This is a genomic window from Aeromonas sp. 55A (assembly GCF_051919665.1).
Taxonomy (GTDB): Bacteria; Pseudomonadota; Gammaproteobacteria; order Enterobacterales; family Aeromonadaceae; genus Aeromonas; species Aeromonas veronii.
In genome coordinates this window covers 2,838,203-2,860,043 of record NZ_JBQBEH010000008.1, presented here as the reverse complement: position 1 = coordinate 2,860,043, position 21,841 = coordinate 2,838,203, and the positions used below count along the sequence as shown (strand labels likewise).

The 21,841-nt window shown below is 60.5% G+C and carries 19 protein-coding genes and 3 tRNA genes; 19 read left to right on the top strand and 3 right to left on the bottom strand.

Going from position 1 to position 21,841, the window contains the following annotated elements:
* Positions 1 to 120 precede the first annotated feature (120 nt).
* The 10 genes from ACTG2G_RS17330 to ACTG2G_RS17285 all read left to right on the top strand — a co-directional run bounded on the left by ACTG2G_RS17330 (position 121) and on the right by ACTG2G_RS17285 (position 12,602).
* Positions 121 to 1,806 carry an ABC transporter substrate-binding protein gene (locus ACTG2G_RS17330; RefSeq protein WP_005362139.1) on the top strand — a complete coding sequence of 562 codons (1,686 nt, stop codon included), beginning with the start codon at positions 121 to 123 and terminating at the stop codon, positions 1,804 to 1,806.
* Between the two features lie 118 nt (positions 1,807 to 1,924).
* Positions 1,925 to 2,908, top strand: a complete 984-nt coding sequence (locus tag ACTG2G_RS17325; protein ID WP_439985675.1) for an ABC transporter permease — start codon at positions 1,925 to 1,927, stop codon at positions 2,906 to 2,908.
* A 1-nt stretch (position 2,909) separates the two neighbouring features.
* A complete protein-coding gene (locus ACTG2G_RS17320) occupies positions 2,910 to 3,830 on the top strand; it encodes an ABC transporter permease (protein ID WP_005353820.1) in 921 nt (306 codons plus the stop codon).
* Positions 3,827 to 4,846 (top strand): ABC transporter ATP-binding protein, encoded by a 1,020-nt coding sequence (locus ACTG2G_RS17315; RefSeq protein WP_019446723.1) that lies wholly within the window; start codon positions 3,827 to 3,829, stop codon positions 4,844 to 4,846. Before ACTG2G_RS17320 ends, ACTG2G_RS17315 begins: the two co-directional genes overlap by 4 nt.
* 11 nt (positions 4,847 to 4,857) lie before the next feature.
* Positions 4,858 to 5,850 carry an ABC transporter ATP-binding protein gene (locus ACTG2G_RS17310; protein ID WP_421387729.1) on the top strand — a complete coding sequence of 331 codons (993 nt, stop codon included), beginning with the start codon at positions 4,858 to 4,860 and terminating at the stop codon, positions 5,848 to 5,850.
* Positions 5,851 to 5,964: 114 nt separating this feature from the next.
* Positions 5,965 to 7,698 carry a glycoside hydrolase family 9 protein gene (locus tag ACTG2G_RS17305; RefSeq protein ID WP_439985914.1) on the top strand — a complete coding sequence of 578 codons (1,734 nt, stop codon included), beginning with the start codon at positions 5,965 to 5,967 and terminating at the stop codon, positions 7,696 to 7,698.
* Entirely contained in the window at positions 7,691 to 8,563 is an 873-nt protein-coding gene (locus tag ACTG2G_RS17300; RefSeq protein WP_005347722.1) for a BadF/BadG/BcrA/BcrD ATPase family protein, read from the top strand. Before ACTG2G_RS17305 ends, ACTG2G_RS17300 begins: the two co-directional genes overlap by 8 nt.
* A complete protein-coding gene (locus ACTG2G_RS17295; protein WP_439985674.1) occupies positions 8,548 to 10,413 on the top strand; it encodes a beta-N-acetylhexosaminidase in 1,866 nt (621 codons plus the stop codon). The genes ACTG2G_RS17300 and ACTG2G_RS17295 overlap by 16 nt, the downstream gene beginning before the upstream one ends.
* Positions 10,414 to 10,625: 212 nt before the next feature.
* Positions 10,626 to 12,179, top strand: a complete 1,554-nt coding sequence (locus tag ACTG2G_RS17290; RefSeq protein WP_439985673.1) for a methyl-accepting chemotaxis protein — start codon at positions 10,626 to 10,628, stop codon at positions 12,177 to 12,179.
* A gap of 66 nt (positions 12,180 to 12,245) precedes the next feature.
* Positions 12,246 to 12,602 (top strand): MGMT family protein, encoded by a 357-nt coding sequence (locus tag ACTG2G_RS17285; RefSeq protein ID WP_139460466.1) that lies wholly within the window; start codon positions 12,246 to 12,248, stop codon positions 12,600 to 12,602.
* A gap of 16 nt (positions 12,603 to 12,618) precedes the next feature.
* Here the strand turns inward: ACTG2G_RS17285 and ACTG2G_RS17280 are convergent, their stop codons facing one another.
* Together ACTG2G_RS17280 and topA are read right to left on the bottom strand one after the other, a co-directional pair.
* Positions 12,619 to 12,783 carry a hypothetical protein gene (locus ACTG2G_RS17280; RefSeq protein ID WP_005334891.1) on the bottom strand — a complete coding sequence of 55 codons (165 nt, stop codon included), beginning with the start codon at positions 12,781 to 12,783 and terminating at the stop codon, positions 12,619 to 12,621.
* A gap of 108 nt (positions 12,784 to 12,891) precedes the next feature.
* On the bottom strand, positions 12,892 to 15,513 hold the full coding sequence (gene topA / locus ACTG2G_RS17275; RefSeq protein WP_005362158.1) for a type I DNA topoisomerase: 2,622 nt from the start codon (positions 15,511 to 15,513) through the stop codon (positions 12,892 to 12,894).
* A 355-nt stretch (positions 15,514 to 15,868) separates the two neighbouring features.
* Here topA and astB point away from each other — a divergent pair, with 355 nt between their 5' ends.
* From astB to ACTG2G_RS17235, 8 genes are all read left to right on the top strand, one after another.
* Positions 15,869 to 17,206 carry an N-succinylarginine dihydrolase gene (gene astB / locus ACTG2G_RS17270; RefSeq protein ID WP_421387738.1) on the top strand — a complete coding sequence of 446 codons (1,338 nt, stop codon included), beginning with the start codon at positions 15,869 to 15,871 and terminating at the stop codon, positions 17,204 to 17,206.
* A 241-nt stretch (positions 17,207 to 17,447) separates the two neighbouring features.
* A tRNA-Tyr gene (locus ACTG2G_RS17265) sits at positions 17,448 to 17,532 on the top strand.
* 32 nt (positions 17,533 to 17,564) lie between these two features.
* A tRNA-Tyr gene (locus ACTG2G_RS17260) sits at positions 17,565 to 17,649 on the top strand.
* 30 nt (positions 17,650 to 17,679) lie between these two features.
* Positions 17,680 to 17,764: transfer RNA gene (locus ACTG2G_RS17255), tRNA-Tyr, on the top strand.
* A 137-nt stretch (positions 17,765 to 17,901) separates the two neighbouring features.
* Positions 17,902 to 18,195, top strand: a complete 294-nt coding sequence (locus ACTG2G_RS17250; RefSeq protein ID WP_421386212.1) for a hypothetical protein — start codon at positions 17,902 to 17,904, stop codon at positions 18,193 to 18,195.
* Between the two features lie 37 nt (positions 18,196 to 18,232).
* Complete coding sequence (locus ACTG2G_RS17245; protein ID WP_439985912.1) at positions 18,233 to 18,886, top strand: EAL domain-containing protein; 654 nt, start codon at positions 18,233 to 18,235, stop codon at positions 18,884 to 18,886.
* A gap of 256 nt (positions 18,887 to 19,142) precedes the next feature.
* Positions 19,143 to 20,504 (top strand): prephenate-dependent tRNA uridine(34) hydroxylase TrhP, encoded by a 1,362-nt coding sequence (gene trhP / locus ACTG2G_RS17240; RefSeq protein WP_005334895.1) that lies wholly within the window; start codon positions 19,143 to 19,145, stop codon positions 20,502 to 20,504.
* Between the two features lies 1 nt (position 20,505).
* Positions 20,506 to 20,754, top strand: a complete 249-nt coding sequence (locus ACTG2G_RS17235) for a YfhL family 4Fe-4S dicluster ferredoxin (protein ID WP_005334896.1) — start codon at positions 20,506 to 20,508, stop codon at positions 20,752 to 20,754.
* A 56-nt stretch (positions 20,755 to 20,810) separates the two neighbouring features.
* On the opposite strand, the gene ACTG2G_RS17230 is transcribed toward ACTG2G_RS17235, so the two are convergent.
* The gene (locus ACTG2G_RS17230; protein ID WP_139463471.1) at positions 20,811 to 21,203 is read right to left on the bottom strand and encodes a DUF1090 domain-containing protein; all 393 of its coding nucleotides are present in this window, start codon (positions 21,201 to 21,203) and stop codon (positions 20,811 to 20,813) included.
* Positions 21,204 to 21,361: 158 nt separating this feature from the next.
* On the opposite strand from ACTG2G_RS17230, the gene ACTG2G_RS17225 reads away from it, so the two are divergent.
* Positions 21,362 to 21,715, top strand: a complete 354-nt coding sequence (locus ACTG2G_RS17225; RefSeq protein ID WP_005334901.1) for a DsrE/DsrF/TusD sulfur relay family protein — start codon at positions 21,362 to 21,364, stop codon at positions 21,713 to 21,715.
* Positions 21,716 to 21,841: the final 126 nt, after the last annotated feature.

Genomic DNA, 21,841 nt, shown 5'->3' with positions numbered 1-21,841 from the left:
AACGACAAAGGTTAGACACCTGACCAACACAGAGGGCCGATTTCATCAGCATGCGAAACCGGTGCTCACACAAAACAAGGCGAACCCTCGGGAATGCCAAAAAATAAGAAAGGAAAACATATGCTTGCCAAAGTATCCAAAATCTCTACCGCTGTAATGCTGGGAACCATGATGCTTGCCGGTGCCGCCGGTAACGCCATGGCCGCAGAAAACAAAACCGTGCTGACCATGGTCGCACAGCAGGAAACCGCCTGGGTCAAGAACTTCAACCCCTTCCTGCAAGCGGGCTTGCTGCACACCACCCGTCACTTCATCTATGAACCGCTGGTGATCTTCAACGATATGCAAGGGGGCAAACCCGTCTATCGTCTGGCCACCAACTATGCGTTCAGCGATGACCTGAAATCCGTCACCTTCGATCTGCGTGACGGCGTGAAGTGGTCTGACGGCGAAGCCTTTGATGCCGATGACATCATCTTCTCCTTCAATCTGGTCAAGGCCAACAAGGCGCTGGATGAGCGCTCAATCTGGACCCAGATCAAGAGCGTCGAGAAGCTGGCCCCCAACAAGGTCAAATTCGACCTGACCGAGGTCAACACCAACGTGGTGAACGATCTGGTGCTGGTACCTATCGTGCCGGAGCATCAGTGGAAATCGGTGAAAGATCCGGTTGCCTTCACCAACGACAAGCCGGTTGGTACTGGCCCCTTCACCGAAGTGGACAACTTCTCCGCCCAGCTCTATACCCAGTGCCGCAACCCGCACTACTGGGATAACGCCAACCTCGCCATCGACTGTCTGCGTATGCCGCAGATGGCCACCAACGACCAGGTGCTGGCTGCTGTCATGAAAGGTGACATCGACTGGTTCGGCTCCTTCGTGCCGGATATCGAGCGCCTCTACGTCGGCAACGATCCGAAGAACAACAAATACTGGTTCCCGGCCTCTGGTACCGTGGCGTTCAACGTCAACTTCCAGACCAAGAACCCGGGCAATAACGAAGCCTTCAACGACATCAACTTCCGCCGCGCCTTCTCCATGGCGATGGACCGCCAGTCCATGGTGGATATCGCGGGCTACGGCTACCCCACCGTCAACGAGTACCCGTCAGGTCTGGGCAAAGCCTTTGACTCCTGGAACAACCCCGAAGTGGACAAGAAGTACGGCAAGTACAACAAGTTCGATCTGGAAGGGGCCAAGGCCCTGCTGAAAGAGGCAGGCTACAAGGATTGTGACGGCGACAAGTTCCTCGACACCCCGAGCTGCAAAAAGATCGAGTTCAAGGTACTGGTACCGAACGGCTGGACCGACTGGGTCAACACTGTTCAGATTGGTGTAGAAGGGCTGCAGGCACTGGGCCTGAACGCCAAGACAGCCACCCCGGAAGCGACCGTCTGGACCGAGAACCTGATCACCGGTGACTTCGACGTCGCCCTGCAGGGTTACTTTGCCGGTGCCAACCCGCACAAGTACTTCGAGACCGCGTTCCACTCCCGCAACATGGGCGACCGTGGCAACCGCTTCGCCGCGCCTCGTTACAAGGATCCCGAGCTCGACAAGCTGATCGATGACTTCACCCAGACCGCCGATGCGGCCAAGCAGAAGGAGATCATGTTCGCCATCCAGGATCGTGTTGGTGCCAACCAGACCATCATTCCGGTCTTCAACAACCCGACCTGGTACGAGTACAGCACCAAGCGCTTCAACGGCTGGTTCAGTGCTGATAACCCGGTAGCCAAACCTCAGCTCCACCCGGACACCCCTGAGCGTCTGCTGCACGTGTTGTCCCTCAAGCCAAACAGCTAAACAATCCCGGCCCCCTGCGGGGGGCCATCTTCCCCGTTAATCCCCTGCTTGCCCGACTTTGCCGGGGTTGGGGTAGCTATACCCGACGCGGGGCAGACTTGCAGTAAAAGGTACTATCATGGGATTCATACTGAGACGCTTTTCCTTCTATCTGGTTGCCTTTCTGGTAGCCGCCACCATCAACTTCCTGTTACCCCGTGCCATGCCAGGGGATCCTGTCTCCGTGATGTTTGCCCGCGCTGGCGCCATGATGGAACCCGCCGCCCTGGAAGCCCTCAAAGCCACCTTCGGCTTTGTCGACGGCCCCATCGGCACCCAGTTTCTCACCTATGTGAAGAGTGTCTTCACCTGGGATCTCGGCACCTCGGTGCGCTTCTACCCGCAGCAGGTCTCTGACGTGCTGGGCCGTGCCATCGGCTGGACCCTGTTTCTGGTCGGCACCTCCACCATCCTGAGCTTCTCCCTCGGTTCCATCGTCGGCATCTTCGCCGCCTGGTATCGCGGCGGCCGGATGGACAGCATTCTCTCCCCGCTCACCCTAGTGATGCAGGCCATTCCGCCGGTGGTGGTCTCCCTGCTCGCCCTGTTCCTGTTCGGGGTCAGCCTCGAGTGGCTGCCCATCGGCTACGCCTACAGCCCGGAGATCAAGGCTGACTGGGGCTGGGAGCACATCAAGAGCATCATGACCCACGCCATCATGCCGGTGCTGACCCTGGCCATGGTGCAGGTGGGGGGCTTTCTTATCACCATGCGCAACAACATGATCAACCTGCTGGGCGAGGATTACATCACCATGGCCAAGGCCAAGGGGCTCTCCAGCAACCGTGTGATCTTCAACTACGGTGCCCGCAACGCCATTCTGCCCAGCGTCACCGCCCTCTCCATGGCGCTCGGCTTCGTTATCGGTGGCTCCCTCATCACCGAGGTGATCTTCAACTATCCCGGCCTGGGCCTGACCCTCTATCAGGGCATTCTGGCCCGCGACTACCCGCTCATTCAGGGGCAGCTGCTCATCATGACCATCACCATGCTCAGCTTCAACTTCCTGGCCGACGTGCTCTACGTCTTCCTGGATCCCCGTCTGCGTACAGGAGGCAAATAAGATGCGTATGCCGACCATTCTAAAAATCCTGCTGGGCAACAAGAAGGCTGCCTGTGGCCTTGCCATCGTGGTTGCCTTCGTGCTGATGGCCCTCTTTGCCCCCATTCTGGCCAGCAACGAGCCGACCAAACGGGTGGCTCGCCCGCACCAGCCGCCCAGTGCCGAGTTCGTGATGGGTTCAACCCGCATGGGCCACGACATCTGGGCCCAGTTCACCAACGGCGCCCGTATTTCGCTGCTGGTGGGCTTCAGTGCAGGCCTGCTGGTTTGCACCCTGGCCGTCGCCATCGGCATCACCGCCGGTTACTTCGGCGGTCTGGTGGATGAGTGCCTCACCTTCCTGATGAACGTGGTGCTGGTGATCCCCAACCTCCCCTTGCTACTGGTGCTGGCGAGCTTTATCGGGGAGGCGTCACCGGCGGTAATTGCCGTGATAATAGGGTTGACCTCGTGGGCCTATGGCGCTCGGGTCATCCGCGCCCAGACCCTGGCGCTGCGCGAGAAGGAGTTCGTCATCGCCGCCGAAGTACTGGGCGAGCCGGCCTGGCGCATCATTCTGGTGGAGATCCTGCCCAACCTCATCTCCATCATCGGGGTGAGCTTCATCGGCTCCATCATCTACGCCATCGTCACCGAAGCGACCCTGGAGTTTCTGGGGCTTGGCGACCCGACCGTGGTGAGCTGGGGCATCATGCTCTACAACGCCCAGACTTCCAGCGCCATTCTGGTCGGCGCCTGGTGGGAGATCCTGGCTCCCTGCTTTGCCATCGCCACCCTTGGTGCCGGTCTGGCCCTGCTCAACTTCGCCATCGACGAGATTGCCAACCCGCAGCTGCGCTCCCACAAAGGGTTGAGCCGCTGGAAGAAACTGGCCACACCGGTCGCAACACCACTCTCTGCCGCACAGGAGAAGACAGCATGAACAAGCATCCCCTGCTGTCAGTACGCAATCTTTGCGTCGACTACATCACCGAAAATGGCGACGTGCGCGCCGTCAACTCGGTGAGCTTCGATATCAGACAGGGCGAGATCTTCGGTCTCGCCGGTGAGTCGGGCTGCGGCAAGTCCACCGTCGCCTTCTCGGTGGCCCGGCTGCACAAGCCGCCCGCCTACATCAGCGGTGGCGAGATCCTGTTCAAGGGGGAGAATATCCTCCACTACAACGACGAGCGGCTACGCTCCTATCGCTGGCAACAGGTGTCGGTGGTGTTCCAGTCCGCCATGAACGCCCTGAACCCTGTGTTGCGGATGGAGGAGCAGTTCTGCGACGTGCTGCTGGCCCACAACCCCGGCATGACCCGTTACGAGGCGATCAAGCGCGCCCAGGAGCTGCTCACCATCGTCGATATCCACCCGAGCCGGCTCAAGGATTACCCGCACCAGTTCTCCGGCGGCATGCGTCAGCGCTTGGTGATTGCCATCGCCATGGCGCTGAACCCTGAGCTGCTCATCATGGATGAGCCAACCACGGCGCTCGATGTAGTGGTGCAGCGGGAGATCCTGCAGAAGGTCTATGCCCTGAAAGAGAAGTTCAACTTCTCCATTCTGTTCATCACCCACGACCTCTCCCTGATGGTGGAGTTCTGCGATCGCATCGGCATCATGTATGCCGGTGAACTGGTGGAGGTGGCTCCTTCCAAGGCGATCCTGACCGCGCCGCTGCACCCCTATACCAGAGGGCTCGGCAACTCCTTCCCGCCCCTACACGGACCGAAGAAGGTGCTGGAAGGGATCCCGGGCACACCGCTCAACCTGCTGGAGGTGCCGGTCGGCTGCCGCTTTCAGGCCCGCTGCGGCAAGGTGCACGATCGCTGCCGTCAGGAGTACACCAAATTGGCCGAGATCCGCCCCGGGCAACAGACCGCCTGCCACCTCTATGAGGAGCAGGGACTGCAACAAGATTCCGTGATCTATCTGGACAAGGCCGCTGGCTGTTAAGGATGTCTGTCATGCAAATCGCCAAAACCGATGCACCCATCATCGAAGTCCAGCACCTCTACAAGGACTTCCCCATCAACTCCAATGCCATCAAGAGTGGCAAGATGCGGGCGCTCTCCGACATCACCTTCAACCTGCACCGGGGCCGCGCCCTGGCGGTGGTCGGGGAGTCCGGCTCCGGCAAGAGCACCATCGCCAAGATCATCGCCAAGATGTACAAGCTCAGTGCCGGGCGCATCCTCTATCGCGGCCACGATCTGGAGGAGTTCAACAAGGGCACCGCCCTGCTCGACTATCGCCAGAGCGTGCAGATGGTGTGGCAAGATCCGTTCGGTTCGCTCAACCCGACCCACACCATCTATCACCACATCGCCCGCCCCCTGCTGCTGCACAGCAAGGTGATCGACAAGAAAGAGCTGCCCGACATGGTCTACGCCCTGCTGGAGAAGGTCGGCCTGACCCCCGCCAAGGCAACGGCGGCCAAGTATCCGCACCAGCTCTCCGGCGGCCAGCGCCAGCGGGTCAACATCGCCCGCAATCTGGCGGTGGAAGCAGAGGTAGTGCTGGCGGACGAACCCACCTCCATGCTCGACGTCTCCATTCGCATCGGCATCCTCAACCTGATGGAGCAGATGAAGAATGAGCTCGGCGTCTCCATCCTCTACATCACCCACGACATCGCCACCGCCCGCTATGTGGCGGAAGATCTGGCGGTGATGTATGTAGGGCACATGGTGGAGTGGGGCGAGGTGGACGAGATCCTGCATCACCCGCAGCACCCCTACACCCAGCTGCTCATCTCGGCGGTGCCCGACCCCGAGAAGAGCATCCACGCCGAGCTGGAGGGTGGCCGCAAGGGGGAGATCCCGCTCTGGACGCCGGAGTCCTGCGGTTGCCCCTTTGCCGGGCGCTGCAATCAGGCGATGCCCCGCTGCAAGGAGGCGCTCCCCCCCATCACCAAGCTTGCCGACAACCACTTCGTGCGCTGCTACCTCTACGAGTGAAGGTGAACCCGATACCGGCCGGACAACCCTGTCCGGCCATGCCTCGATACGGGGCGGCCACAGCCCCGTGATGTGCCTCACCGCCCGGCGGTGAACCACAGGAGTAATACCTTGATGGAACTCTTGATCAATCAGGTGGGCTACGAGTGCGACGGACACAAGGTCGCCCTGTTGCAAACCTCCCCCGCCCCTGATCTCGGCGGCTATGTCAGGCTGCAACGCCAGGGTGATGGCCAGATCCTGTTTGAAGCCCCGCTGCAACCGGCTGGCAGCGTCCCAGGCTGGCAAGGGCGCGCTTACTGGCGTGCCGACTTCTCCGCCTTCAAGGAGCCCGGCCACTATCGGCTGGAGGCGATCACTGCCCAAGGCATAGTCCGCTCGACCCGTTTTGCCATCGGCCAGGACCTGCTGGCCAGCCGCTGCCTCTCGGACGTCATTCACTACTTCAAGGGACAGCGCGCCAGCGGCACCTTCGATCGAGCCGACCGCAACGCCCGCCTGTTTGGCACCGACCAGCACAAAGATGTGCACGGCGGCTGGTTCGATGCCAGCGGCGACATGAGCAAGTACCTGAGCCACCTCTCCTACGCCAACTACCTCAACCCCCAGCAGACCCCCATGGTGGTGTGGGCTCTGCTCAAGTGCCGCGAACTGCTGGCCCCGCGCCGCGATATCGACGGGGTGAACCTCTGCAAGCGGCTCAATGACGAGGCGCTGCACGGCGCCGATTTCCTCTGCCGGATGCAGGATGAGTCGGGCTTCTTCTTCATGACCCTGTTCGACAAGTGGAGCAAGGATCCCGCCCAGCGCGAGCTGTGCGCCTATGCCACCCAGCAGGGGCTCAAGTCCGCCAACTGGCAGGCGGGTTTTCGCCAAGGGGGCGGCATGGCCATCGCCGCGCTGGCCCGCGCCGCCCGCGAGAGCGTCAGCGGCGACTTCGATGCCAGCCGCTACGCCGAGGCGGCCAAACGCGGCTACCTGCATCTGCGTGAGCACAACCTTGCCTACCTTGATGACGGGGTCGAGAACATCATCGACGATTACTGCGCGCTGCTGGCAGCGGTGGAGCTGACCCGCACCTTCGGCGCCGAGTGGCTCAATGAGGCGAGAGCCCGCGCCAGCAAGCTCTGTGCCCGCCAGCGCCCTCATCCTGAGCTGGGTCACTACTGGTCGGCCAACGAGGATGGCTCGCGCCCCTACTATCACGCCACCGAGGCGGGCCTGCCGGTGCTGGCGCTGCTGGAATATCTGGGCGTAGAGCCGGATCAGGAATACAAGGCTAGGGTACAAACCGTGGTGGAGCAGGCGCTGGCCGCCGAGCTGGCGCTCTGCGCCCGAGCGGACAACCCCTTCTCCCTCGCCCGCCAATATGTGAAAGGGGTGGATGAAGCGCCGCGCGTCAGCTTCTTTATGCCCCACAACAACGAATCCGGTTACTGGTGGCAGGGGGAGAATGCCCGCCTCGCCTCGCTGGCGGCCATGGCCTTTGCCGGCGCCCGCCACTTCCCCCGCCAGAGCCAGCCGCTCATCACTTACGGTCAGCGCCAACTCGACTGGATCCTCGGGCAAAACCCCTTCAACGCCTGCATGCTGGCGGGCCACGGCATCAACAACCCCGCCTATACCGCCGGGTATCCCAATGCGCTCGGGGGGATCTGCAACGGCATCACCGCCGGGTTTGATGACGAAAATGAGGTGGCCTTTATTCCGGAGGAGTACAAGGATCGGCTGGATCAGAACTGGCGCTGGGGCGAGCAGTGGATCCCCCACGCCGCCTGGTTTGCCCTGGCCATCAGCTGGCAGAGTGCGCAGAGTGATCGACATGAGCAGGGAGGTCGCCATGATTGAGTTTTGGGTCGGGGTCGACGGCGGGGGCACCCACACCCGCGCCCGCATTCGGGATCGGGCGGGCAAGCTGCTCGGCGAGGGGCGCGCGGCCGGCTCCAATCTGGAGCTGGGCATCCCCCATGCCCACGCCAATGTGCTGGCCGCCATCGCCAGCGCCCGCCTTGCCGCCGGAATCGCTATCGAGAGCGAACAGCAGATGGGGGTAGGGCTGGCGCTCGCCTCCGCCGAGCTGGCCGACTGCTATCACGCCCTGCTCGAGATGCCCTTCCCCTTTGCCAGCGTCAGGCTCACCTCCGATGCCTTCGGCGCTTGCCTCGGCGCCTTTGGCGGCCGGGAGGGAGCCATTCTGATCGCCGGTACCGGCTCGGTGGGGCTGGTCTATCAGGAGGGGCAGATCCGCACCTGTTCCGGCCGCGGCTTCCCCATTTCAGACATAGGCAGCGGCGCCTGGCTGGGGCTGCGCGCCATCCAGCAGTCCCTGCTCTGCCACGACGGCATTCTGCCCCCCAGCACCCTCGCCATCCGCTTGATGGATCGCTTCAAGCGGGATCAGGCCGAGGTGGTTCGCTGGGCCGCCCGCGCCATTCCGGCGGACTATGGCCACTTTGCCCCCTGGGTGTTCGATGCCGCCAGCGATGGCGACGAGCTCGCCAATCAGCTGCTGGACGAGACCTGCGAACAGCTGCGGATCCTGCTGGAGGGAATGACCCAGCTCGGTGCCAGACAGATCGCCCTGCTGGGGGGGATTGGCACCCGCCTCGCTCCCCGTCTCGGCCAGCTCAACCTGATCCCCCCCCAGGCAGATGCGCTCGATGGCGCCATCCTGTTTGCCCAATCAGAGGATTTTCCATGTCTACACCCCTGATCCACACCCAGGTCGCCCGACGTGACAGCGAGGATGTCTGGTTCACCTTCACCCTCTCACGCATGCCTGATACCAAGTGGAAGCTGCACTTCTGTCTGGCTCGCCATATCGACCCCGACTCCTTGCAAGGGGGCGAGCTGGAGCGCCAGAGCGGCAGCTACAAGGTGATTGTCCCAAAAACTGGCAGCTGCGAGCTGCGCTTTTGCTGCCGCCAGACCCCCATCAAGAAGCTCTCCGACATGCCGCAGGGCTTCTTTCTCAGCCTGCCGGAGGCCACCACGGGTGCCCAGCTGCTGCCGGTGACGCTGGCCGCTCAGGATCTCGGACTGGAGAACCCGCCGGTAACCCGCCCCGACCTGCCGGATGTCGAGCCTCTGCCCGGAATCGTGCCGCAACCGGCCCATCTGGTACTGCTGGAGGGGAACTTCCGGCTGGCCGAGCGGGCTCATGTCAGCGCCCCTCACGATGTGCCGAAATTGCTGGCCCACTTCAACGAACTCACATCGCTGGCGCTGGAGCAGGATCACGATGCAGAAATCCGGCTGACCGAGGCCAAACTGGCACCCGAAGCCTACCAACTCACCATCACGCCGCAGGAGGTGGTGATTGCCGCCGCCGACGAAGCGGGCTGGCGCCACGGGCTGGTGACTCTGGCCCAGTGGTATCTGCAACATGGGGAGAGCCTGCCCTGCGTCACGCTGGAGGATGCCCCGCGCTTTGGCTTTCGCGGCATTTTTCTCGACTGCGCCCGCCACTTCCACACCCCAGCCACCATCAAGCGTCTGCTCAAACTGATGAGCCTCTACAAGTTCAACCGCTTCCACTGGCATCTGACCGATGACGAGGGGTGGCGACTCGAGATAAAGACCTTCCCGGAGCTGACCGATGTGGGTGCCTGGCGCGGCCACGATCTGGCGATCGGCCCCCAGCTCAGCGGCGGCGCCGAACCCTATGGCGGCTACTACACCCAGAGCGAGGTGAAGGAGCTGGTGAGCTATGCCAGTGAGCTCGGCATCACCATCATTCCCGAGATCGACATTCCGGGCCACTGCCACGCTGCCATCAAGGCGCTGCCCGAGCTGCTGATCGAAACGGCAGATCACTCCCGCTACCGCTCGGTCCAGCATTTCGATGACAACGTGCTCAACCCCGCCCTGCCCGGCACCTACCGCTTCCTGGAGGCGGTGCTGGACGAGGTGTGCGAACTCTTCCCCGGCCCGCAGATCCACATGGGGGGTGACGAGGTGCCGACCGGGGTCTGGACCGACAGCCCCGCCTGCCAGCAGCTGATGACCGAGCAGGGCTACGCCGACTGCCGCGAGCTGCAGGGCCATCTGCTGCGGCACTGTCAGCGCTATCTGGCCGCCAGAGGCAAACAGATGATCGGCTGGGAGGAGATCCTGCATGGCGACAAGGTGAGCCGCAAAGCGGCCATCTGTGCCTGGACCAGCTTTCAGGCGGGGCTGGACGCAGCCGCAGCCGGTTATCCGGTGGTGATGGCGCCCGCCCAGTTCCTCTATCTCGATCTCGCCTGGAGCGCCGATATTCATGAACCCGGCCTCTACTGGGCGGGGACCCTCAATCTGGAGCAGATCTACGCGTGTGACCCTGCCCCAGCCGATTTCCATGCCAACGATAACATCCTCGGGGTGCTGAGCCCCTTGTGGTCAGAATTGATCACCAGCCGTGATCGTCTCGACTACATGTTGTTCCCGCGTATGCTGGCCACGGCCGAGGTGGCCTGGAGCGATCCCGCCTACAAGGGCTGGGAGCACTTCGCCGCCCGCCTGCCGGGTCAGCTGCAGATCCTCGATCAGTTGCAGGTGCGCTACCGGATGCCACAGAGGTAATGTTGTCTCTACTTTGGCGGCCAATCGGCCGCCTTTTTTACGATTAACCAACAAAACATCAACTTCCCCCTACCATTCATCCGCCATTATTGGCAAAATCCAGCCCCCAATGAAGCTGGTCCGCCTCCTGCTGGCGCGAGCCTGCGGCCACCTCCAGATCTGCCACAATAACAACGACAACATTATCAACAAGAACATCGGAGCGTATTCCTATGACCCGCAGAGACGTCCATACCCTGGATAGCGAAGTGGAGTTTCCTGCCGACGTACAACTGGTCTCCACCACAGACCTGCGCGGGGTGATCACCTACGCCAACCCGGCCTTTTGCGACATCGCAGGCTACACGGTCGATGAACTGGTGGGACACAACCACAATCTGGTACGCCACCCCGACATGCCCAAGGCCGCCTTCGCCGATCTCTGGGCCCGCCTCAAGGAGGGCAAACCCTGGCGCGGTATGGTAAAAAATCGCTGCAAGGATGGCCGTTACTACTGGGTAGATGCCTATGTGACCCCCATCTATGAAGGCAACAGGATCAGCGGCTACCAGTCGGTACGCTGCAAGCCAGAGCCCCAATTCAAGCGCATCGCCGCTCAGACCTACCAAGCCCTGCTCAAGGCCGAGCGCAGCAACAGCAGCAACCTTCCCTCTCTTGCCAGAGTGCGCACCCCGGCCATTACCCTGCTGCTGCTCGGCCTGATGGGCTGGACCTTCACCAGCCAAGGGGCCATGACCGTCCTGCTTATGCTGCTGCCCCTGTTGCTTATTGGCGGAGCCTACTGGCGCGAGCTCTTTGCCCTGCCCCACTATCTGCAGCAACTGGGCCGCGAATATGACAGTCTGACCCGGCTGGTCTACTCCGGTGACAACCCCGGCGCCATTGCCGATTTTCATATCAAGATGCTGCAGGCCCGCATCCGAACCGTTTTGGGGCGGATCAACGATGCCACGGCACCTCTGCAAACCCTGGCCATCAATTTGAAGCAGGCCTCTCATCAGGCCTGTCTCGATATCAACGAGCAAGATGCCCAGACCCAGCAGATGGCTACGGCTATGACTCAAATGGCCAACACAGCTCACGAGATCGCCCGCAACATTCAAGATTCCAACGGTCAGGTCAACGAAGCTCGCAATCGTTGTGAACAAACCAACCAGCAGTTGAACCAGACCGAGCAACAGATCGAACTGCTCGCCAAACAGGCAGAGCTGGCGTTCAACTCGGCGGTAGAGCTCGCCAGTGAATCCGAACGGATTGGCAGTGTCATGGGCGAGATCCAGGGCATCGCCGAGCAGACTAACCTGCTGGCCCTCAACGCTGCCATCGAAGCCGCTCGCGCCGGGGAGCAGGGCCGTGGTTTTGCGGTGGTCGCAGACGAGGTGCGTACTCTATCGACCCGCACCCACAAGGCGACCGAGCAGATCCAGGGCAGCATCAAGCAGATCCAGCACACGCTGGGACGTTGGAAGGGGATGATGCAGGAGAACCTGCAACAGACCCGCGCATGTGCCGAGATGACCCGCCAGGGCGCCAGCAGCCTCCATACCGTGCTGGCAGAGATAGAGCTGGTCACCGAACACTCCACCCAGATCGCCACCGCTGCAGAGCAGCAACAAGCGGTCGTGGAGGAGATCAGCCGCAGCATCCACCAGATATCCGCATACTCCCACGCCAACAGTCAGAAGATGCTGGATGTCGATCACTCCAGTCAGGCTCTGCTGGAACGGGCCAAGCAACTGAAGGGGCTTAGCCAGACCTTCGGCTGAATCATTGCCAGCCCCATGACAGAAGCGCCACAATGGCGCTTCTGTTGTTTTTGACGAATCGGGTTTATGAGCATTGAACCAAGACCATCCCCATTGAACAAAACGGCCCGTATCGAAGCGATCATCGCCCTGATCCCGGCAGGCCGGGTGGTCAGCTATGGTCAGGTGGCCGATCTGGCCGGGCTGCCCGGACGGGCAAGACTGGTGGGCAAGGTGCTGCGGGAAACCGACAAGGTACTGCCGTGGCATCGGGTGCTGGGCGCAGCGGGCACTATCTCGTTACCGAAAGGATCGCCAGGCTTTGCCGAACAGACGGGACGCCTGCAGCAAGAAGGGGTCGTGGTGATCGGTGGGCGGGTCAGAATGAAGGAGTGGCAATGGCAGCCCGATCTGGCCGAGCTGCTTTTTCTACTGCCGTTTTGAGGGGGGCACAGCCGGATCACTCCAGCGGCGCCAGGATCTCGTCGCTGCGCACCTGCACCGGTATGGTCTCATCCGCGCGCTGCAGCAGCACCAGCAGGCTCTGCCGGTCAACCTCCAGCACATAGGCCGCCCCTTCACGGGTCATGCAGCTCATGCCCGGCCGGATCTCGTTTATCTCCATCTCAACCTCCTTGTCTACTTCGCGATTGATGACAGCTGCACTCCTTGCAGCTGTCTCAGTATACCGCTATCCATAAGCAAAGAGGCCCCTTGTCGGGGCCTCTTTTCATCAGGCTTTTTTAGCCTTTGGCAAACTCTCTTGCCAGGTACCGTTGTCGTAGTGAGCGGTCCAACCGGTCGCCTTGCCGTTGACCTCGCTCATCACGTACTGCTCCTTGGTCTTGCGACTGAAGCGTACGATGGCGGGGTTGCCGTCCGGATCGGTGAGCGGGGCACCGGCCAGATACTTGTGCTTGGCGGAGATGCGATCCTTGAAGCGCTTGAGCTCTTCCACCAGCGGCGCGCGGGTCTCGCGGGATTTGGGGAAGTTGCTGGCCGCAAGGAACAGACCGGCAGCACCGTCACGCAGTACAAAGTGGGCATCGGACTGGGTGCACTTGAGCTCCGGCAGCGGCACCGGATCCTCCTTCGGCGGCGCGATGTCACCGTTTTTCAGGATCTTGCGAGTGTTCTTGCAGGTCTCGTTGGTGCAGCCCATGTACTTGCCGAAACGGCCGTTCTTGAGCTGCATCTCGGCTCCGCAACGGTCGCACTCGATGCTCGGCCCTTCGTAGCCCTTGAGCTTGAACTGGCCCTTCTCGATCTCGTAGCCATCGCAGTCCGGGTTGCGACCACAGACGTGCAGCTTGCGGCTGTCATCGATGATGTAGGCATCCATCGCTGTACCACAGACGCCGCAGCGGTGCTTGGCGCGCAGCGCTTCGGTTTCCGCCTCTTCGCCGTCAGTGGCGGAGACAAACTCGTCGGCAGAGACCAGGTTGATGGTCTTCTTGCAGCGCTCTTTGGGCGGCAGGGCATAGCCGGAGCAGCCGAGGAACACGCCGGTGGTGGCAGTACGAATCCCCATTTTGCGGCCGCAATCCGGGCAGTCGATGTCGGTCATCACCATCTGGTTGGCACGCATGCCGCCCTCTTCGGGCGCCTTGTCAGCCTTCTCCAGCTCCTGGGTAAACTCGGCGTAGAAGGCGTCCAGCACCTTCTTCCACTCAAGGCTCCCTTCGGCGATGCCATCGAGCTTGTCTTCCATCTTGGCGGTGAACTCGTAGTTCATCAGCTCGACGAAGTTCTCCACCAGACGATCGGTGACAATCTCGCCCATCTTCTCGGCGAAGAAACGGCGGCTCTCGACCCGCACATATCCGCGATCAACGATGGTGGAGATGATGGAGGCGTAGGTTGACGGACGGCCGATGCCGCGTTTTTCCAGCTCGCGCACCAGCGCCGCTTCGGTGAAACGGGCCGGCGGCTTGGTGAAGTGCTGGCGCGGATCCAGCTTGACCAGTTTCAGCACCTCGCCGACGGTCACCGCCGGCAGCTGACTATCTTCGCCCTTGCGACCCATCGGCGGCAGGGCCTTGGTCCAACCGGCGAAGCGCAGGGTACGGCCACGAGCCTTGAGCTCGAACTCACCCGCCTTGACGGTCAGGGTGGAGGAGTCGTACTGAGCCGGGGTCATCTGGCAGGCAACGAACTGACGCCAGATGAGATCGTACAGACGCATGGCATCCGGCTCCATCCCTTCCAGCATCTCGGCAGTCACCTGTACGTTGGAGGGACGGATCGCCTCGTGCGCTTCCTGGGCATTGGCCTTGGCGCCATACAGATTCGGCTCGGCTGGCAGATAGGCAGCGCCATACTGCTCGCCGATATATTCACGCACCGCCTCAACCGCCTCTTTGCTGAGGTTGGTGGAGTCGGTACGCATATAGGTGATGTAACCCGCTTCATAGAGACGCTGGGCCATCATCATGGTCTTCTTGACCCCGAAGCTCAGCCGGGTAGAGGCCGCCTGCTGCAGGGTAGAGGTGATAAACGGCGCGGACGGCTTGGAGCCGGTCGGCTTGTCTTCCCGGTTCACCACCTTGTAGTCGACCCCTTCCAGGGCCGCCACGGCGGCAAAGGTCTCGGCCTGGGTCACCGGCTTGAAGTCGGCCCCGTTGCGGCTGACCACTTCCATCCGCAGATCGCTCTTGTCGGCGGTCAGCAGGTCGGCATTGAGATCCCAGAACTCGACCGGTACGAACGCCTTGATTTCGCGCTCTTTATCGACGATGAGACGCACCGCAACGGATTGCACCCGACCGGCGGAGAGACCGCGGGCCAGCTTTTTCCACAGCAGCGGGGAAACCATGTAACCCACCACGCGGTCGAGGAAACGACGGGCCTGCTGGGCATTGACGCGGTCAATATTGAGTTCGGACGGCTGGGCAAACGCCTCCTTGATGGCGCTCTTGGTGATCTCGTTGAACACCACGCGCTTGTAGCGGCTGTCGTCGCCACCGATGATCTCGCGCAGGTGCCAGGCGATCGCCTCTCCTTCTCTATCCAAGTCGGTTGCGAGATAGATGGTGTCGGCTTTCTCGGCCAGACTTTGCAACTCGCTGACCACCTTCTCCTTGCCGGGCAAAATCTGGTAGTTAGCCTGCCAGCCAGCGGTCGGATTGATACCCATCCGGGCAAACAGGGCCTTGCGATCCTTGGCAGCCTTCTCGGATTCGCTCAACTTGATGCCGCGAATGACAGGTTTCTTGGGCTCAGTGCTGGCGCTGCCGCTGGTGGGCAGATCGCGAACATGACCAACGCTGGATTTCACCACGTAGTCCTTGCCCAGATATTTGTTGATCGTCTTGGCCTTGGCCGGAGACTCCACTATGACCAGTGATTTGCCCATGCTGTAACTATTATCCTCATTGCACCCGACGGGGTTGGTGTGCGGTTTTGTGGGGCTGTATAAGAGATTTGGCGCGAAAAAGCAATCTTGTGAGCAAATTTGCCTGACCAGCCCGAACCACACTGCTTCTTTTATTGCTTCTTTATTTATTAATGCGAAGGCAACAGGCCGGACGCAACCGCTTTTTCAATTTTCTGCCATACCGCCCCTCTTTTTATATCTGAAACGACATAAAAACGTCTGCTGGTTACCGGCTTGTTACAAAAACATAAAATCTCTTTATAATGGCCCAACCCCGACGCATTGTGCGCGGAAGGAACCGCTACCCATCATAAAAATCGAAAGGATGTACTCAATGAAGCACTTCGAGGTCAATTTCGACGGTCTGGTCGGCCCGACTCATAACTATGCCGGCCTCTCCTACGGCAATGTTGCCTCCCAGAGCAATGCCCAGGAGGCTTCCAATCCGAAAGAGGCCGCCAAACAGGGGCTGCGCAAGATGAAGGCGCTGACCGAGCTTGGTATGACCCAGGGGGTGCTGGCGCCACAAGAGCGTCCCGATCTCGCTACCCTGCGCCGCCTCGGCTTCACCGGCAACGATGCCCGGGTGCTGGAGCAGGCCGCCAAGCAGGCACCTGCCGTACTGGCTGCCTGCTATTCAGCCTCCAGCATGTGGACCGCCAACGCCGCCACCGTCTCTCCCAGTGCCGATACCCAGGATGGCCGCATTCACTTCACCCCCGCCAACCTGACCAACAAGTTTCACCGCTCTCTGGAGCCGGACGTTACAGGCCGTATCCTGCGCGCCGTGTTCAACAATGATCGCCACTTCAGCCACCACCTCCATCTGCCGGAGAATGACCACTTCGGCGACGAGGGGGCAGCCAACCACACCCGCCTCTGCCGCGCCTATGGCGAGGCGGGGGTCGAGTTGTTTGTCTATGGCCGCAGCGCCTTTGACTACTCCCGCCCGGCGCCGAAGCGCTATCCGGCCCGCCAGACCCTGGAGGCCAGCCAGGCCATCGCTCGCCTGCATGGCCTTGGCGAGGAGAGCGTGGTGTTTATTCAGCAAAACCCGGAGGTGATCGATCAGGGGGTGTTCCATAACGACGTGATCGCGGTGGGTAACCAGAACGTGCTCTTCTTCCACCAGCAGGCGTTCCTCAATACCGAGGCGGTACTGACCGAGATCCGCGGCAAGTTTGGCGAGGGGGATTTGCACTTTATCGAAGTGCCGACCGCCGAGGTATCGGTGCTGGATGCGGTGAAATCCTACCTGTTCAATACCCAGATCCTCACCCTGCCGAGCGGCGAGATGGCCATCATCGCCCCCACCGAGTGCCGCGATAATCCGGCGGTGTCGGCCTATCTTGGCAAGCTGCTGACGCAGGAGACTCCGATCAAGGCGGTCCACTATATAGATGTGAAACAGAGCATGCGCAATGGTGGCGGCCCGGCCTGCCTGCGACTGCGGGTCGCCATGAACGATCAGGAACTCGCTGCGGTCAATCCGGCCTGCCTTATCAACGACAGCCAGTTTGCCCGCCTCGATGGCTGGGTCGATCGCCACTACCGCGACCGCCTGACCCTCGATGACCTGCGGGATCCGGCACTGGTGCAGGAGTCCCGCAGTGCGCTGGACGAGCTGACCCAGATCCTGAAACTGGGTTTAGTCTACCCGTTCCAGCGCTAGATGTGATGCCCGGGAAGACTGCCGACGCTGGCGGTCTTCTGCTATCTGCCTTGTCTTCAGCGCGATCGCCAGCTTGCACGGATGCTGTTTTGTGCAGAAAAGCAGCACACAACTTGCTGATAAGCTTGAATTTTGAGCTGAATGTATCAAAAAATCGACGAACAGTCATTTTTTACTGCCAGATGCCTAATCAAGGGGTTCACAAAGCCTCTGGATCTGATAGTATGCGCCTCGCACTTGGGGAGGGGTTCCCGAGCGGCCAAAGGGATCAGACTGTAAATCTGACGGCTCTGCCTTCGAAGGTTCGAATCCTTCTCCCTCCACCATTCAAGTGCAAAAATTCAGGAAAATACCCCGTGGAGGGGTTCCCGAGCGGCCAAAGGGATCAGACTGTAAATCTGACGGCTCTGCCTTCGAAGGTTCGAATCCTTCTCCCTCCACCATCTTCCTGAACGCAATATGCAATACCCTGTGGAGGGGTTCCCGAGCGGCCAAAGGGATCAGACTGTAAATCTGACGGCTCTGCCTTCGAAGGTTCGAATCCTTCTCCCTCCACCATCATTAAGAAAGCCCGGCCTTGCGCCGGGTTTTCGCTTTCTTGCCCACTAACACTTTCCGCCCTTGTCAGATTTGACAGTTGCAATTGCATCCCACCTTGCTCATCGTGGCATCATCAACATCAGAGTGTTCACATCATGTTTGAAGTCTGGGATGAGCATGGCCACGCAACAGGTCTGACACTGCAGGCACTCAAAATCAGAATCAGCAACGACTATCAGGGCGATCTGATGGTGCGCTACAGCAACAAGCTGGGACTCCCCACGACCCTCTTTCTGACCATTCATCAGGGCGTTGCCTATCAACGCTTCAAAGCGGGCTCGCCAAGACTGGACTGGGAGTGGCTGGCTGGCGCTGGTAATGGCCATACACCCCGCGATTTTATGAGTGAGCAGTTCCCCTTATTTCAGTTCTCCCTCGACAACAACTGACTCTTCGTACCGTACGCTTAACCCCCTCAGCTCCCCGATCGTTGACCGGAACAGCCAGATCATTGGCTTTGAGGCGCTGGCCAGACGCTGGGAACCACGCCAGCAGCGCTATCAGGGGATCGACTTTCTCTCCCTCAACGATGAGGAGTCCCTGCATCTGGACATCGTCATGCTCAGAGCGATTCTACGAGACCTGCCGACGCTCGCGCAGAGCAGCACCAGTCTGCTCTCAATCAACCTCAACCCAGCACTGAACAGCCCCACCTACCAGAACCTGTTGTTGCTGGTACTGCTCCAGGCGCGCAAGGTAGGGCTCGACATCTGGTTCGAGGTACTCGAGCACTCCCCGCTACAACACAAGGAGCTGGCACTGATAGAAGTGTTGCGCAGCCACGGTGCCCATATCGCCTGCGATGACTTTGGCACCCAGGAGTGCAATTTTCAGCGAGTGATGGCGCTCCCCTACGAGGTCATCAAGCTGGATCGCTCTCTGCTGCTGCAAGCGACCAGGAGTAGCCATGCCTTGCGCATGCTGACCGGACTGGTGGAGTACCTGCAGCGACTCGGCATGAAGGTGGTGTGCGAAGGGGTGGAAAACCAGACCCATATCGAGATTGCCGATCAGCTCGGCTGTGACTATCAACAGGGTTACGTCTACGCCATGCCCTCCCCCCTCTCCCGTTGGGCCTGAGCGGCTGTTTCATTTCGGCATTCTGTCGGCTCGCGCTGCCAACAATTTCCTGCCAAATTGCATGATGACGTGGGGGCGAGTACAATCTCGCACCCCGAATATCCGGCGCATCTTCTTTAGATAGCCCCGGATATGCCGTCATCGGGTCGCGCTGCATTGAGCCTCCTCTCGGAGGGCATCTTGCACCGCAACTCAACCACTACGATGCCATCAGGTGGCATCGTCCTGATTTGCAATCAGATATAAAGAGTCCGCCATGTTTAAACCAGAATTGCTCTCCCCCGCAGGTTCCCTCAAGAACATGCGTTACGCCTATGCCTATGGCGCCGATGCCGTCTATGCCGGTCAGCCTCGCTACAGCCTGCGGGTGCGCAACAACGAATTCGATCACGAAAACCTGCAACTGGGCATCAACGAAGCCCATGCGCTGGGCAAGCAGTTTTATGTGGTGGCCAACATCCAGCCCCACAACTCCAAGCTCAAGACCTTTATCCGCGACATGCGCCCTGTGGTTGAGATGAAGCCGGATGCGCTGATCATGTCCGACCCCGGTCTTATCATGATGATGCGTGAAGCCTTCCCGGATATGCCCATTCACCTCTCGGTGCAGGCCAACGCGGTCAACTGGGCCACGGTGAAGTTCTGGCATCAAATGGGCCTGACCCGCGCCATCCTCTCCCGCGAGCTGTCGCTGGACGAGATTGAGGAGATCCGCATGCAGGTGCCGGAGATGGAGCTGGAAGTGTTCGTTCACGGCGCGCTGTGCATGGCCTACTCCGGCCGCTGCCTGCTCTCCGGCTATATCAACAAGCGAGACCCCAACCAGGGCACCTGCACCAACTCCTGCCGCTGGGAGTATAAGGTGCACGAAGGTAAAGAAGATGACGTGGGCCAGATCGTCCACCGTCAGGAGCCCATCGCAGTGCGTCCGGACAACACCCTGGGCCTTGGCAAGCCGACTGATGCGCTGGTGCTGCTGGAAGAGTCCAATCGCCCGGGCGAGTACATGAGCGCGTTCGAGGACGAACACGGCACCTACATCATGAACTCCAAGGACTTGCGCGCCGTCGAGCACGTCGAGCGACTGACCAAGATGGGCGTTCACTCCCTGAAAATCGAAGGGCGCACCAAATCCTTCTACTACTGCGCACGTACCGCTCAGGTTTACCGCAAGGCCATCGACGATGCGGTGGCGGGTCGTCCGTTCGACCGCAGCCTGATGGGCACCCTCGAAAATCTGGCCCACCGCGGCTATACCGAGGGCTTCCTGCGCCGTCACAACCACAGCGAATACCAGAACTACGACTACGGCTACTCCGTCTCCGACACCCAGCAGTTTGTCGGCGAGATCACCGGTCGCAAAGGTGACATGGTCGAGGTCGAGGTGAAGAACAAGTTCCTGGTGGGCAACAACCTGGAGCTGATGACCCCGCAGGGCAACGTCCGTTTCAATCTGGAGCAGATGGAGAACCGCAAGGGCGAGCTTATCGACACCGCGCCGGGCAACGGTCACGTAGTCTATGTGCCGGTCCCGAAAGATCTGGATGTGAACTACGGCATTTTGCTGCGCAATCTGGGTGACAGCCAGGATACCCGCAACCCGCACACGGCGGCCTGAAATGGCGCTGCTTATCACCGACAAGTGCATCAACTGTGACATGTGCGATCCCGAGTGCCCCAACCAGGCTATCAGCCTGGGTGAGGAGATCTACGAGATCGACCCCAGTCGCTGCACCGAGTGCGTCGGTCACTATGAGAAGCCGACCTGCATCAGTGTCTGCCCTATCGACTGCATCATCTGGGATCCCGCTCATGTGGAGACCGAAGATCAGCTGATGGAGAAATTTGTACGGATGCACAGGCAATAAAACGAAAAAAGGCCGAGCAATCGGCCTTTTTTGATCCTGAGTTCAGCGGCTGGCCATCACTTGCCGACCAGCCGGATCAGTTTGTCCAGCTCACGCTGGGCCTCCAGCATCCGGGTCTGGGACTCCTCCAGCCTGGCCTGCCGCTTGGCAATCTTCTCCGGTTTGCCACTGACTCTCGCCTCCTGCAGCTCGAGCAGGCGCTCGTCCACCTCGCCGCGCAGTTTGTTAACCCGCTCTTTCTGCTCCTTGAGCAGACCTTCATCGGTACAGTTGGCCTTGATATTGCGCGCTGCCTGTTCCAGCCCGGCAATCTGCCCGGCGTTATTGTGTTCTTTGGCAAACACCAGCTGGTCGTTGACGGCCTGCAGACGAGCCTTGCAACCGACCGCCTCACTGCCAAAGGCCTGACCCGCCAACAGCAGCAAGCCGGCTCCCAATACTTTCCACATCTCGATTCATCCGCTCTTGTTTGCGAGCTGACCATAAAAACCTCGATCGGCAGCAGGGTCAAGCAAGCGGGAAAAAGGTGCGACAGAAGTTGTTCAACATCACGCAATTGGCACCCTGTTGGTTCTACAATGGCGCTCTTTCCAATCAGGAGTCTGTTATGAATCAACAAATTGTGGTCATTGCCAACGGTGCCCCCTACGGCAGCGAATCCCTGTTCAACGCCCTGCGTCTCGCTATCGCCCTCAACGAACAGGGTGGTGCCAGCCTCAAGTTGTTCCTGATGTCCGATGCGGTGAGTGCAGCACTGGCCGGTCAGGCTCCGGCCGAAGGGTACAACCTGCGCCAGATGCTGGAGATCCTGCTGGCGCAAGGCGTCACCATTCGCCTGTGCAAGACCTGCACCGATGCCCGTGGCATCACCGCCCTGCCGCTGATCGAGGGGATTGAGGTCGGCACCCTGCCGATGCTGGCCCAGTGGACCCTCGCCGCCGACAAGGTGCTGACGTTCTGATCTCCCCCTCCGGATCTCTTGCCCCTTTAGCCCTCATCTGACCCTCCATGGCCCCCGCCATACGGGGGCATTGCACGCGCCGCCAGCCTCACTGACTACACTATCAGTTGCCACGCCTGCTTGTTT